Source organism: Billgrantia antri, assembly GCF_017868935.1.
Taxonomy (GTDB): domain Bacteria; phylum Pseudomonadota; class Gammaproteobacteria; order Pseudomonadales; family Halomonadaceae; genus Halomonas; species Halomonas antri.
Genome location: NZ_CP053383.1, coordinates 2,220,475 through 2,233,301, shown reverse-complemented (window position 1 = coordinate 2,233,301; position 12,827 = coordinate 2,220,475). Strand labels below are relative to the sequence as shown.

Genomic DNA, 12,827 nt, shown 5'->3' with positions numbered 1-12,827 from the left:
TCGATTTTCAGAAACTGTCTTTCCAGGCACGCAGGGTGGTGAAAGTGGCCTGGTCGGTATCGGTATCGCCGTGCCTTGCCGCCGTGGCGCGCACATCCGGGTCACCGCAGCGCAAGAACGGGTTGATGCGCTTCTCCCGGGCCAAATGGCTCGGCAGGGTAGGGCGGTCGAGATCTCGGGCACGCTGGGCTTCGACAATGGCATCGGCAACGTCCCGGTTGTTCGGGTCGGCCGCCTGGGCAAACCGGAGGTTGGCCAGGGTATATTCGTGCGCAGCGAACACCAGTGTGTCGTCCGGCAGTGCAGCCAGTATCTGCAGGGAACGGTACATCTGCTCTGGGCTGCCTTCGAACAGGCGACCGCAGCCGGCCGCGAACAAGGTGTCGCCACAGAACAGCAGCGGTGGGATGCCGGCGGTGAAGAAGGCGATATGATCTAGGGTATGGCCCGGTACTTCATGAACATCGAAGCGTCTTCCCATGACCCGGCAAGTATCGCCTTTCCCGACACGTTCCGTCAGACCGTCGATGGCGCTGTTGTCGGGGCCGATCACTCGCGGCGAATAACGATCGATGAGCTGCGGCAAGCCACCGATATGATCGGGATGATGATGGGTGACGAGAATGGTGCCGAGAGTGAGATCCTCTTGCTCGAGAATTCGTACGACCGGCTCTGCATCGCCAGGATCCACGACACAGACTTCGGGGCTCGTATCCTGGCGCATGAGCCAGATATAGTTGTCGCTTAAAGCGGGAATCGGTGTCACGCTCAGCATAGGCAGTCTGTCCTTCGTCGCGTCGTCAACCGAAGTGAGTGGCGGTCGTTGGCCCGTTCCTCGCACCCGGCGGCACGGCCGCATCAGCGTGAGCGTTCGCTCGACGAGGGCCGTGCACGGCAAAGATGCCGGAAATGCCTGCAAAACCGGTGATCATGGAGGTATTGGTCAGCAATGTCAAACTCGCATGAAGCGTTCGCCCTGGCACGGCTGTATCGGGAAGGGAGTCGTTACTGGACCAGCGAGGACGGCCAGGCGCACTGGCGGGCCGAGCGGGCCTGCCTGGGACCGATCTGCGAAGGCCTGCATGGTGGCCACAGCCTGGAGCTCGGCATGGGCCCTTCGCTTACCGACATGTCGCCCATTCGCCACAACGTACGTTGGGCACCGACGGCGGAACTGGCTGAAGGCTCCTCTACTCTGGTGTGTCCGCTGGATGCCCTCGCGCTGCCCGACGAGTGTTTCCATCTGGTCCTCGTTCACCATCTGCTGGAGGTCGTAGATGAACCCCATCGCCTGCTCCAGGAAGCTGCCCGAATCACCGCGGACGATGGATGCCTGGTCGTACTCGGCTGGATGCCGCTGGGGTTGGGCGGCCTGGCTCGTCTCACACCGGGACGCCGCAACCACCTGCCCTGGCGTGGGCACTGGCGCACACCGTCCAAGCTGAGCGATTGGCTTGCGTTTGTCGACTTCCGCGTCGAGCGGGTAGACTACTGCGGCTTTCACCTGCCCGGCAGCCCACCCAGCAACGCCGCTTTGGAAACGCTGGGACGCCGCCACAACGTGCCGCTGGGCGACAGTTACATCATTCATGCCCGTCGCCGAAGCCGACTCGCACAGAGCCAGCGTCCCAGCTTGAGGCTGCATAGCACATTGGGCGGTGGTGCGCTGGGTCATGCCACGCGTATCGGCGGTGCCGCACCAGAACCGAGCAGAAGGACAGCCGAAGTTGAGTGCCACTGACAAGCCCTTACCCAAGGTCATCATTCATACCGATGGAGCCTGTCGCGGCAATCCCGGCCCGGGGGGCTGGGGAGCCGTTCTGAACAGCGGCAGACACGAGAAGACCCTGAACGGCTTCGAGGCCTCAACTACCAACAACCGTATGGAGCTGATGGCCGCGATCATGGCGCTGCGAACGCTCAAGCAAGCCTGCGACGTCGAGCTGTGGACTGACTCCGAGTACCTGCGCCGCGGCATCACCGAGTGGATTCACGGCTGGATGAAGCGCAACTGGAAGACGGCCAGCAGACAACCGGTCAAAAACGCCGAGCTGTGGCGGGAGCTGCTTGAGGAAACGCATCGTCATCGTATCCACTGGCACTGGGTCAAGGGCCACAGCGGCCATCCCGGCAACGAGCGAGCCGACGCGCTGGCCAATGCCGCCATCGACGCTCACTGGAGCCGCGGCAAAACGTCTACCACCCCCCAACCCGAGTCCTAGCCCATGCGTCAGATCGTTCTGGATACCGAAACCACCGGCATCGACCCGCGCGAAGGCCACCGTCTGATCGAGATCGGTGCCGTGGAGCTCGTCAACCGGCGCCTGACGGGCAATACCTACCATCAATACATCAACCCGCAGCGAATGGTCGAGGCAGAGGCCATCGAGGTGCATGGCATCACCAACGAGTATCTCGTCGACAAACCGGTCTTCGCCGAAGTCGCCGATGCCTTCTGGGCGTTCATTCGCGGCGCGGAGCTGGTGATCCATAACGCCGCCTTCGACGTCGGCTTCATCGATCACGAATTCACGCTGCTGCTGGGCTCACGTGGCGAGCCGCGCCTGGGGCCGGTAGCGGAGCACTGCCGCATCCTCGACACCCTGCAGTTGGCCCGTGAACGGCATCCCGGTCAGCGCAACAACCTCGATGCGCTGTGCAAGCGGTACGAGATAGACAACGGCCATCGCGTACTGCATGGCGCCTTGCTCGATGCCGAGATTCTGGCGGAAGTCTACCTGGCCATGACCGGCGGGCAGACGGCGCTATCGCTGGATGCCGAAGAGCGGAGCGACAGCCAGGCCATGGCCAGCGGCCTGGCGATCCGGCGCATGGATCTTCCGGCCGGCCGCCTTCGCGTGCTGCGCCCAGGCGATGAGGAACACGCAGCGCACCAGGCCAAGCTCGAGCAGATTCGTCAGGTAGCGGGCAGCTGTCAGTGGGATGCGCTGATGGACCCGCCTCAGGGGAACCGCGATGCTACGCCGTGAGCTGCCGTTAGACGTTACCGGCGGCAGAGTCATCCGGGTCGCTTCCGGGCGCATTGCCCCAGGCCCGGACGATACGCCCCTCCAGCAGGCGCAGCCTTGGCCAGAGAGCGTACAACCGTTGGCCTACTGGCACGACGAGCCGATCGCTCTGTCGGTGGAGGAGCATGGTGGAGAGAGCTGGCCCGATGGCCGCCAATGGCTCACCCGACTCCCCGAGTCCTGGTTTCCGTTGATCGCCACGGCCTTACAGGTCGCCGCCTGGCTTCGCGATCACCGTTTCTGCGGCCGCTGCGGAGCGTCCGCCGCCCGGCTAGACGCCGAGTTCGCCATGCACTGCCACCAGTGCGGACACCGCAACTACCCGCGCATTTCGCCGTGCATCATCACTCTGGTAACCCACGGCGACGCCATGCTGCTGGCTCGCAGCCCACGCTTCCCACCGGGGCGCTACTCCACCCTGGCAGGCTTCATCGAGCCGGGGGAGTCGGCCGAGGAGGCCGTCCATCGCGAGATCCATGAGGAGGTAGGCGTCAGTGTGGGACGAATACGGTACTACCGCAGCCAAGCCTGGCCTTTCCCGCATGCTCTGATGTTGGGGTTCTTTGCCGAAGCGGCCAGCCGTCGCATTCGGATCGATGGCATAGAGATCGCCGATGCGGCATGGTTCCACCCCAAGCGGCTACCGCAGTTGCCGCCGCCGTATTCAATATCCCGCGCATTGATCGAAACCCATCTGGCCGAGGTGGCCGACGGCATCGTCCAGCGAAGCTGACGAAATGCAACGGGCCGCCAATTGGCGACCCGTTGTGCAAGGCAGGCTCGGTGATCAGCGATTCGGAAACAGACTGGTCAGTTTGGTGGCCAGCATTACGTTGCCCGTTGCCTTGAGCTTGCCGGTCATGAACGCCGTCATGCCGTTGACCTCGCCGGTCATGATGCCCTTCAGCGTCTCGCTGCTCATGGAGAGCGATACCGAGGGATCGTCATGCTCGCCTTCCTCGATCGACAGTGTGCCATCCTTGACCACCAGGTAGTGACTGCCGTTGTCGCTGAAATGGAACTGGAAGACATCGTCCATGCCCTTGGCAGCCTGTGGGTCGAAGCGCTCTTGCAGTTTATCTAGTGTCGAGGTGGACATGGGAATCTTTCCTTCATGGGGATCGAGTGGTTAGGGGAACCCGAGTGACAGAGGTTATTTCAAACAGTTGTTTCAATCAAGCCCGTTGCCAGCGCCGCCGTGCGACGTCACGATTGGGCTATCAATGCGAAAACGGAGTGGCGACGTGAATGAATGGCTAATGGACATGGGGCGATTCGTCGTACAGATGTCGATATTGACCCTGCTGGTCGTGGTGGCGGTCGTGGTGGTCGCTCGCATCAGGAACGAGGCAGGAGAGCGCGTCCGCCTGCGCATCGATGAGCTCAACGATCGCCTCGAGTACCGTCGTCGACGCCTGGCGCTGGCCGCCACTGAGCCGAACGCCCGCAAGCGTCTGGCCAAGGCCTTTCGTCGCGACGACAAGAGCCGCTCCCGTGCGAGCCGCAAGCAGGCCGGCGAAACTCGCAGCACGGTATGGGTATTGGATTTCCACGGTGACCTCAGGGCCACGGCAGTGGACCGCTTCGCCGAGGAGATTTCTGCGGTGACGTCGGCGGCAAGCGAAGGAGATGAAGTCGTGATCCGACTGGAATCGGCGGGAGGCCTGGTGCATGCCTATGGCCTGGCAGCCGCTCAGGTCGACCGGCTGCGCGAGGCGGGGCTCAACACCACGGTATGCGTGGACAAGGTGGCGGCCAGCGGGGGCTATCTCATGGCATGTGCGGCAGATCAGCTGCGAGTCGCTCCGTTTGCCGTCCTGGGCTCTATCGGCGTCGTGGCCCAGTTACCCAACGTACACCGGCTGCTCAAGCGTCATGATGTCGACGTCGAGCTGCTCACGGCCGGCGAGTACAAGCGCACGCTGACCGTTTTCGGGGAGAATACCGAAGAAGGGCGGGAGAAGTTTCAATCGGATCTCGAGCATATTCACGAGCTGTTCAAGCAGCACGTGGTCGAGCGTCGCCCGAGGCTGGATATCGAATCAGTGGCAACGGGAGAGGTGTGGTATGGGCGCGACGCGCTCGAGAAGGGGCTGGCGGATGTCTTGGGTACCAGCGAGGCCTATCTCGTGGAGCGGATGAAGGAAGCACGCGTCGTCAGCCTGCGTCTGGAAGCTCGACAGCCGCTGGGAAAACGACTCGGCATGGCTGTCCGGGAAGGCGTTGAGGGCGGCATCGAACGGCTCGTGGAGCGACTCGATGCAAGCCGCTGGGAAAAGCGCTGAGCCGTCCTGACTGGGTCATCAAGCTTCCTGTAGCTTGACGAGGGCGCCGATCATCTCGCGAGCCTGCTTTCCCTGCAGCGAGTAGTAAATGGTCTGCGATGCTCGGCGCGTCGACACCAGACCCTCGCGTCTCAGAATGGCCAAATGCTGTGACAACGCCGACTGACTCAACGCCAGGCGCTGGTTGAGCTCGGTCACCGAAAGCTCGGAGCCATCCAACAGGCACAAGATGCGCAGCCGGTTGTCGTTCGCCAGCGCCTTGAGTAGGGCGGTGGCCTGGTCGATGGCTGGATTGCCGGCCTGGAGAAGGCGGGATGCAGCGCTGTGCGAGGTGCTCATGATGATCTCCCCGTGTTGCTGCCCGGGCCATGTCCTGGCTCGGGTCAGGCGGCTTCGGGCGGCTACCCGGCCCACGACAGAGAGCGCAATCCACCTGTCGCAGACATTGCGATCCGGCAGTGCCCAAGTTTGGTCATGGCATTGCTGATTTAGTCATCATTGATAGTGACTCCGCGGCTGTCAAACGAAGAATCAACCTAGTCGGCACGCATTTCTTGAATTCTTTGCTCATTGTCAACAATAAAGAGGGGCACTGAAGCTTTAACACCTGATTTTGAGCAAATTAGCCGATGGTATGAAGGAAATTTCGCCAGAAACCTCTAGAGTGTCAACAATCTCAGTGCCACGCGATGTCGGACAGGACGCTCATGACAACCTACAAAGCCGAATTCCAACGCTCCATCGACCAGCCGGAAGCCTTCTGGGCCGACCAGGCGCAGCGGATCCCATGGTTTACCCCCCCTCGTACCATTCTCGAATACGACGACCAGGGCCATGCTCGCTGGTTCGTGGACGGCGAGATGAATATCTGTCACGCCGCGCTGGACCATCATGTGGCGCAGGGGCGCGGCGACCAGCCTGCCATCTACTGGGACTCACCGGTCACCGGTGGCAAGCGTACCCTGACCTATGGCGAGATGCGCGATGAAGTGGCGCTGTTCGCCGGCGCGCTGAAGGAGCTCGGCGTCAACAAGGGCGACCGGGTCGTTATCTATATGCCCATGGTGCCCGAGGCGCTGGTGGCCATGTACGCCTGCGCTCGCCTGGGCGCGGTGCACTCCGTGGTGTTCGGCGGCTTCGCCCCGCACGAGCTCGCCGTCCGCATCGACGATGCCCAACCAAAGGTGGTGGTGGCAGCCTCCTGCGGCATCGAGGTCGAGCGTGTGGTTCCCTACCAGCCGAATATCGAGGCAGCCATCGAGCACAGTGAGCACAAGCCCGACGCCTGCGTCTATCTGCAGCGCGAGCAGCAGCGCGCCAAACTCGGCCCGCACGACCATGACTGGGCGGAACTGATGCAAAAAGCCACGCCGGCCGATTGCGTGCCGGTCAAGGGCAGCGATCCGCTCTATGTGCTTTATACCTCGGGCACCACGGGCAAGCCCAAGGGCGTCGTTCGTGATACGGCAGGCTACGCTGTGGCGTTGCACTACTCCATGGAGACCATCTATGACGTGGCACCAGGAGATGTGTTCTTTTCCGCCTCGGACGTCGGCTGGGTGGTGGGGCATTCCTACATCGTCTATGCCCCTCTGTTGCGCGGGTGCACTACGGTCGTCTACGAAGGCAAGCCGGTAAAGACGCCTGATGCAGGCGCTTTCTGGCGCCTGATCAGCCAGTACCGGGTCAAGAGCTTCTTTACCGCCCCCACGGCTTTCCGGGCCATCAAGAAAGAGGACCCCGACGGCACATTGTTGCCGCAGTACGACATCTCATGCCTGAGAGCGCTCTACCTCGCCGGCGAGCGCCTCGACCCACCGACGTTCCACTGGCTCGACGACTTGCTCGAGGTACCGGTGATCGACCACTGGTGGCAGACCGAGACCGGTTGGCCGATCGCCGCCAATTTGCACGGCTTGGAACCGATGCCTACCAAGGCCGGCAGCGCCACCGTGCCCGTACCGGGTTTCCATGTACAGATCCTGAATCGCGACGGCGAGCAGGCCCGGCCGATGGAGCAGGGCAGCGTAGTCATTCAGCAGCCCATGCCGCCTGGCTGCCTGGTAGGCATATGGGGTGACCCGAAGCGCTTTCACAGTGCCTACATGGCGGCATTTCCCGGCTACTACCTGACCGGCGACGGTGGTTACTTCGATGAGGAGGGTTACCTGTTCATCATGGGCCGCACCGACGACGTCATCAACGTGGCTGGGCACCGACTCTCGACCGGAGAGATGGAAGAAGTGGTTGGAGCGCACAAGGCGGTCGCGGAGTGTGCCGTGATCGGCATCCACGATGCTCTCAAGGGCCAGATTCCTGTCGGTCTGGTGATACCCAAGGACGGTTTCGACGGCGACGAGGTCGCGCTCGAGAACGAGCTGATCGCCCTGGTGCGCGAGAGAATCGGCCCGGTCGCCTGTTTCAAGCAGGTCCTGGTGGTCAACCGACTGCCCAAGACCCGCTCGGGCAAGATTCTGCGCAAACTACTGCGTAACATCGCCGACGGCAAGGAGTACGGAGTACCTTCTACCATCGATGATCCCGCCAGCCTGGAAGACGTGCATGAGGCCATGAAGGCGCGTGACGTTGGCGCCGCGCACGAAGCTCGCCAGGTCTGAGCTGCCTGCACAGGAAGCCCATTGCGTCGCCTTAGGGCGGCGCAATGGCTATTGGCCATCGCTCCCGGATTGGCCGGCGCCACTTCGCCACGTATAATCCGCACCTTACTCCGGCAACCGATTCCGTCGGATGCCAGCGAGGGTTCCCTCACCCCTCGTCCGTAAACACGGCCATGCCATGGCCGCCAAAAAGGATTCACTCATGTTCCTGTTGTCGCAAGCGCAGCAACGCCGCTGCCTGCTGTTGCTGGTGTCGTTCCATATTCTGGTGATCGCAGCCAGCAACTATCTCGTGCAGCTACCCTTCACGCTGTTCGGATTTCATACCACCTGGGGCGCATTCAGCTTTCCCTTCATCTTCCTTGCCACCGATCTCACGGTGAGGCTGTTCGGCAAGGAGCCGGCCCGGGCCATCATCATGCGGGTCATGCTGCCTGCGCTGTTCATCTCCTATACCGTCTCGGTCATCTTCCCCCAAGGAAGCTTTGCTGGATTGGCGGCGCTGGGGGAGTGGAATCTGTTCGTCGCGCGCATCGCAATGGCGAGCTTCATGGCCTATGTGCTGGGCCAGTTACTCGACGTTCAGGTCTTCGATCGTTTGCGTACCCTGCGCGCCTGGTGGATAGCACCGGCAGTCTCCACCGTACTGGGCAACCTGGCCGACACGGCGGCTTTCTTTTTCATCGCGTTCCACCACAGCCCCGATCCCTTCATGGCGGCGCACTGGGTCGAAATCGCTGCGGTCGACTACGTGATCAAGCTCGGCATCAGCCTGCTGTTCTTCCTGCCCTTGTATGGCCTGCTACTGGCCTGGCTGAGTCGTAGACTGGTGTCATTTACCGGGCAGCAAGACCTTGCCCCGCAGCATCTCTGAGCGCCAGCCCCATGAATCGTCAAGCCAACCACGCGGAGGAGTGATGAGCGTCGAACTCAACTACCACGACACTGGCGGAGAGGGCACGCCTCTCGTCGTCGTCCACGGCTTGCTGGGCAGCGCCGACAACTGGCGTTCACACGTCAAGCAGTGGCAGGCCCGGCGACGGGTCGTGGCGGTCGACCTGCGCAACCACGGCCGCTCGCCGCACGCCGAGGGCATGAGCTATCGCGAGATGGCGGCCGACCTGCTGGCCCTGATGGATCGTCTGGCCATCGACAAGGCGCACCTGCTCGGCCATTCGATGGGGGGCAAAGTCGTTATCAGCTTGGCGCGCTTGTCACCGCAACGCGTGGCCTCGCTGATCGTGGCAGACATTGCACCGCAAGCTTACGGGCACGGCCACGACGCCATCTTCGCCGGGCTCAGGTACCTGCAGCGTGGCAACCCGGCAAACCGGCGGGAAGCCGACGAGTTGCTGGCCGAGCATGTCGAGGAGCGACCCGTCCGGCTGTTTCTGGCCACCAACCTGGAGCGGGCAGAGAACGGCGGGCTGGCACTGAGAATCGGCCTGGACCAGATCGAAGCCGGCTACCCGGACATCATGCAGGCGCCCGCCGGAGAGGCAGCCTTCGATGGGCCGGTGCTGGTTCTGCGAGGAGGTAAATCACACTACGTGCCGGACTCGGCACTGGCCAATCTGCGTGACGTGCTGCCCAACTCGCGGCTGGTAACCCTCGAAGAAGCCGGCCACTGGCTGCACGCCGAACAGCCCGAGGCGTTTCAAGCAGCGGTCGAGGAATTTCTGGATTCGCTGGACGCTTGACGAACCTCAAGGCGCCGAAGTGCCGAGGTCGATGGCGAGCCGCTCCAGCGGCGTCATCGTCTCGACGACGCCCGCCTCGTGGAGGAACTGCTCGAAACGCAGGTAGCGTCCGTGATCCACGGCCGCCGGCTGCAGGGCAAGGCGAGGATAGATGTCTGCCCAGGCGTCCTGCCCGGCCTGACCGGCGAGTGCGGGCTCGGCTTTCTCCAGTAGCGCCCAAGCCTCTTGTGGATGGTTGACGATCCACAGTGCGGCCTCGTCGAGGGCCGATACCAGGCGGCGCACGGCATCACGCTTGCCATTGAGCTGGTCACGGTTGGCCATCAGTATCAAGCCATCGTGGGCAGGCAGCCCATTGGCCTCGCTCGGTAGCGTCCGCGTCATTATGCCTTCATCGGCCAATTGGCGGGGCAGCAGATAGCGATGGTGCATCATCAGCCCATCGACTCGCTGCTCACGCATGGCTTCGACGGCGGAATAACCAAGTTCCTCGAGCCCTACCAGCTCGAGACCCTTGGCCATGCCCAGCAACTCGGTCAGCATAAAGGCCAGCACCACGTCGCGCCCATCACTGTCAGTCACCCCGATGCGCAGCCCCTCAAGCGCAAAGTCATTGCCGGCACTCTCGCTGGCACCGCTCAACACCAGCCCGGAAACGGGAGCTGCGACCAGCGTCGCCACGCGCACCACAGGCATCTGCCTGTCGACCAGGAGGTGCAGCTGGGGCTGACGTCCTAGCGCCAGGTCGGTGCGTCCGGCCGCCAGCAGCTTGGCCGGAACACTGGGATCCGCCGGCACGACCAGCGTCACCTCCAGCCCACGGCGCGCAAACATGCCTTTCTCACGCGCCACGAGCAGGGCGGCATGCTGAGGATTGAGATACCAGTCGAGAGTGATGGAGAGGTGAGTGGTGGGCGGTGGCACGATGGGGTCGGCGGGTTCGCTGACCACGGCGGGAACTTCCAGCGCCGGCTCGCCCTCATGTTCCCGCTCACTGGGATGCTCGCTTGGCAGCAGCCGGTCGAGGACCCCCGGGCCCTCGACCGCCGGAGGTACCTCGACCACGGCCGAGGCTTCACTCGACGCCAGGGTCTCGGTGTCCAGCAGTGGGGCAGGCACCTTGACGACGCTATCGAGATGAAGCGGCGGAGCGGGAAGCGGCACGGGATCCCGGTCAGGGTCGGCCATGAGCGGGAGAGAAAGCGGCAGCACCAGCATTGCGATCGTTCCAGCCAGGGCGCGAACCATGCAGCTTCGATGGGACTTGGCCATGGATGACGATCTCCAGGCAATACGTAAGCATCGGTAAGCAGCTAGTTTATCGTTGTCGCGCCTGCCATGGCTAGCCGAGGCGTCGCCTGCTTCGACTCGGGCACACGTGGCATAATGTGGTATCCCAGCTCGAGGTCATGCATGGACACCATCAATACTCTTTTCCTGCTCTCCGGTTTCTTGATCGCCCTAAGCGTCGTGGCCAGCCGCATCTCTTCCATGGTGGGGCTGCCACTTCTGCTGATTTTCCTGGGGCTGGGAATGCTGGCAGGCGAGCAGGGGATACTCGGCATCCAGTTCGATGACTACTCGCTGGCATTTCTGATCGGCCATCTCGCGCTGGCGATGATCCTGCTAGACGGGGGCCTACGCACACGCCTCAAGACCTTCCGCGTCGGATTCAAGCCCGCCCTGTCGCTGGCCACACTTGGCGTTTTCGTCACCAGCGGACTGGTGGGGGTATTTGCCATGTGGGTCTTCGAGCTGACGCTGGCTCAGGGTCTGTTGGTGGGAGCCATCGTCGGTTCGACGGATGCGGCAGCGGTATTCTCGATGCTCAGTGGACGTGGCGTTCACCTCAACGAGCGCGTCAGCGCCACGCTCGAGATCGAGTCCGGTACCAACGATCCCATGGCCATCTTCCTGACCCTGCTACTGGTCGAGCTGCTGGTAGGCGACATCCGCGGTCCACTCGAGACCGTGTGGTTCATGGTGCTGCAGTTCGGCCTTGCCACGCTGATCGGCCTGGGCGGTGGCTGGCTAAGTGCCAAGCTGCTGCGCTGGCTGGACCTCGCCCCGGGCCTCTACTCGCTGCTGGCCCTGGGCCTGGGCTTCTGCGTCTTCGGCGCGACCAGCTTTCTTGGCGGGAGTGGCTTCCTGGCGATTTACCTGACCGGGCTGATGATCGGCAACCAGCCAGGCCGACATCTCAACTTCATCCTTCCGGTGCATGACGGTTTGGCGTGGCTGAGCCAGATCGGACTTTTCCTGATCCTGGGCCTGCTGGTCAATCCTTCCGGGCTGCTCGAGTTTGCCTTGCCGGCCTCGCTAGTGGCGCTGGCCCTGATCTTCATTGCCCGACCACTTGCGGTGCTGCTCACGGTAAAACCCTTCTTTCGCTTTCGCTGGCGCGAGATCGGTTTCATCTCATGGGTAGGGCTGCGCGGAGCTGTCCCCATCGTGCTCGCCATCTTCCCCGTCATCGGCGGGGTGGAAAATGCTGCCCTCTACTTCAACGTTGCCTTCGCCGTGGTATTGCTGTCGCTGCTGATCCAGGGCGGCACCTTGCCTTTGATGGCGCGCTGGACGAAGGTGGAAGTCCCTCTCGGCGTGACACCGGACCACCGCGGCCCGTTGGGAATCCTGCCCGAGAACGATTATGAGTTGTTCGTCTACAGGGTGGACAATCAGGATCTGGACGATGTCCCCATTCGCCTTCTGCGCTTTCCCTCAGGCGCGGTGATCTCGGCGCTCTTCCGCCAGCATGCCATGCTGCATCCCAAGGGCAGCACCCGGCTCAAGGCCGGCGATGTCATTTGCGTCATTGGGCGCAGCGAGGACTTGCCGGCTCTCAACCGGCTCTTCAGCGGCGATGCCAAGCTCAAGCGCGAACGAGCCTTCTTCGGTACCTTCACCTTCGACGGCGATGCGCTGATGCAGGACATCGCCGGCGTCTACGGGCTTACGCTGAGCCCGGGGGAGAGCGCCATGACCCTTGCCGAGTTCGTATCGCTGCGAGTGGGCGGCCACCCCGTCGTGGGGGACGACGTCGACTGGCATGGCATCCATTGGGTCATCAGCGAAATGGACGGCAATCGCGTCACCCGGGTCGGCTTGCGCCTTTACTAGCCGTCGTGAGCTGCACTTCCTCTGCAACGGCTGGCACCGGCCCACTTCGGCGGGCTGTGCTACCCGCCTCGCTTG

Annotated in this window: 13 protein-coding genes; 9 read left to right on the top strand and 4 right to left on the bottom strand. The window is 62.8% G+C overall.

Annotated elements, in window-relative coordinates:
* Positions 1 to 7: 7 nt before the first annotated feature.
* Positions 8 to 775: a hydroxyacylglutathione hydrolase gene (gloB, locus tag HNO53_RS10455; RefSeq protein WP_209478395.1), complete on the bottom strand. Its 768-nt coding sequence runs from the start codon at positions 773 to 775 to the stop codon at positions 8 to 10.
* Positions 776 to 949: 174 nt separating this feature from the next.
* On the opposite strand from gloB, the gene HNO53_RS10450 reads away from it, so the two are divergent.
* Genes HNO53_RS10450 through nudC form a run of 4 tightly spaced genes read left to right on the top strand, consistent with a single transcriptional unit; the run spans position 950 to position 3,762 of the window.
* Complete coding sequence (locus tag HNO53_RS10450) at positions 950 to 1,741, top strand: class I SAM-dependent methyltransferase (RefSeq protein ID WP_209478393.1); 792 nt, start codon at positions 950 to 952, stop codon at positions 1,739 to 1,741.
* The gene (rnhA, locus tag HNO53_RS10445; protein ID WP_209478391.1) at positions 1,728 to 2,222 is read left to right on the top strand and encodes a ribonuclease HI; all 495 of its coding nucleotides are present in this window, start codon (positions 1,728 to 1,730) and stop codon (positions 2,220 to 2,222) included. The genes HNO53_RS10450 and rnhA overlap by 14 nt, the downstream gene beginning before the upstream one ends.
* A 3-nt stretch (positions 2,223 to 2,225) precedes the next feature.
* Positions 2,226 to 2,990 carry a DNA polymerase III subunit epsilon gene (gene dnaQ, locus HNO53_RS10440; RefSeq protein WP_209478389.1) on the top strand — a complete coding sequence of 255 codons (765 nt, stop codon included), beginning with the start codon at positions 2,226 to 2,228 and terminating at the stop codon, positions 2,988 to 2,990.
* Entirely contained in the window at positions 2,977 to 3,762 is a 786-nt protein-coding gene (gene nudC, locus HNO53_RS10435) for an NAD(+) diphosphatase (protein ID WP_209478387.1), read from the top strand. Before dnaQ ends, nudC begins: the two co-directional genes overlap by 14 nt.
* Positions 3,763 to 3,816: 54 nt before the next feature.
* Here the strand turns inward: nudC and HNO53_RS10430 are convergent, their stop codons facing one another.
* Positions 3,817 to 4,128, bottom strand: coding sequence for an SCP2 sterol-binding domain-containing protein (locus tag HNO53_RS10430; RefSeq protein ID WP_209478385.1), 312 nt, complete (start codon positions 4,126 to 4,128; stop codon positions 3,817 to 3,819).
* A 145-nt stretch (positions 4,129 to 4,273) separates the two neighbouring features.
* On the opposite strand from HNO53_RS10430, the gene sohB reads away from it, so the two are divergent.
* Entirely contained in the window at positions 4,274 to 5,314 is a 1,041-nt protein-coding gene (gene sohB, locus HNO53_RS10425; protein ID WP_209478383.1) for a protease SohB, read from the top strand.
* An 18-nt stretch (positions 5,315 to 5,332) separates the two neighbouring features.
* On the opposite strand, the gene HNO53_RS10420 is transcribed toward sohB, so the two are convergent.
* A complete protein-coding gene (locus HNO53_RS10420) occupies positions 5,333 to 5,653 on the bottom strand; it encodes an ArsR/SmtB family transcription factor (RefSeq protein WP_209478381.1) in 321 nt (106 codons plus the stop codon).
* A gap of 368 nt (positions 5,654 to 6,021) precedes the next feature.
* Here HNO53_RS10420 and HNO53_RS10415 point away from each other — a divergent pair, with 368 nt between their 5' ends.
* The 3 genes from HNO53_RS10415 to HNO53_RS10405 all read left to right on the top strand — a co-directional run bounded on the left by HNO53_RS10415 (position 6,022) and on the right by HNO53_RS10405 (position 9,632).
* A complete protein-coding gene (locus HNO53_RS10415) occupies positions 6,022 to 7,932 on the top strand; it encodes a propionyl-CoA synthetase (protein WP_209478379.1) in 1,911 nt (636 codons plus the stop codon).
* A gap of 202 nt (positions 7,933 to 8,134) precedes the next feature.
* Complete coding sequence (locus tag HNO53_RS10410; protein WP_209478377.1) at positions 8,135 to 8,806, top strand: 7-cyano-7-deazaguanine/7-aminomethyl-7-deazaguanine transporter; 672 nt, start codon at positions 8,135 to 8,137, stop codon at positions 8,804 to 8,806.
* A gap of 43 nt (positions 8,807 to 8,849) precedes the next feature.
* The gene (locus HNO53_RS10405) at positions 8,850 to 9,632 is read left to right on the top strand and encodes an alpha/beta fold hydrolase (RefSeq protein ID WP_209478375.1); all 783 of its coding nucleotides are present in this window, start codon (positions 8,850 to 8,852) and stop codon (positions 9,630 to 9,632) included.
* 6 nt (positions 9,633 to 9,638) lie between these two features.
* On the opposite strand, the gene HNO53_RS10400 is transcribed toward HNO53_RS10405, so the two are convergent.
* The gene (locus HNO53_RS10400) at positions 9,639 to 10,904 is read right to left on the bottom strand and encodes an ABC transporter substrate-binding protein (protein ID WP_209478373.1); all 1,266 of its coding nucleotides are present in this window, start codon (positions 10,902 to 10,904) and stop codon (positions 9,639 to 9,641) included.
* 141 nt (positions 10,905 to 11,045) lie between these two features.
* Between HNO53_RS10400 and HNO53_RS10395 the strand changes: the two genes are divergently transcribed.
* A complete protein-coding gene (locus tag HNO53_RS10395; protein WP_209478371.1) occupies positions 11,046 to 12,752 on the top strand; it encodes a potassium/proton antiporter in 1,707 nt (568 codons plus the stop codon).
* Positions 12,753 to 12,827: the final 75 nt, after the last annotated feature.

Bases quoted from the DNA above. Each gene is read 5' to 3' on its own strand.
- HNO53_RS10395 (WP_209478371.1), top strand. From the start codon at position 11,046: ATGGACACCATCAATACTCTTTTCCTGCTCTCCGGTTTCTTGATCGCC.
- HNO53_RS10410 (WP_209478377.1), top strand. From the start codon at position 8,135: ATGTTCCTGTTGTCGCAAGCGCAGCAACGCCGCTGCCTGCTGTTGCTG.
- dnaQ (WP_209478389.1), top strand. From the start codon at position 2,226: ATGCGTCAGATCGTTCTGGATACCGAAACCACCGGCATCGACCCGCGC.
- HNO53_RS10415 (WP_209478379.1), top strand. From the start codon at position 6,022: ATGACAACCTACAAAGCCGAATTCCAACGCTCCATCGACCAGCCGGAA.
- HNO53_RS10400 (WP_209478373.1), bottom strand. From the start codon at position 10,904: ATGGCCAAGTCCCATCGAAGCTGCATGGTTCGCGCCCTGGCTGGAACG.
- HNO53_RS10430 (WP_209478385.1), bottom strand. From the start codon at position 4,128: ATGTCCACCTCGACACTAGATAAACTGCAAGAGCGCTTCGACCCACAG.
- HNO53_RS10405 (WP_209478375.1), top strand. From the start codon at position 8,850: ATGAGCGTCGAACTCAACTACCACGACACTGGCGGAGAGGGCACGCCT.
- nudC (WP_209478387.1), top strand. From the start codon at position 2,977: ATGCTACGCCGTGAGCTGCCGTTAGACGTTACCGGCGGCAGAGTCATC.
- gloB (WP_209478395.1), bottom strand. From the start codon at position 775: ATGCTGAGCGTGACACCGATTCCCGCTTTAAGCGACAACTATATCTGG.
- HNO53_RS10420 (WP_209478381.1), bottom strand. From the start codon at position 5,653: ATGAGCACCTCGCACAGCGCTGCATCCCGCCTTCTCCAGGCCGGCAAT.
- HNO53_RS10450 (WP_209478393.1), top strand. From the start codon at position 950: ATGTCAAACTCGCATGAAGCGTTCGCCCTGGCACGGCTGTATCGGGAA.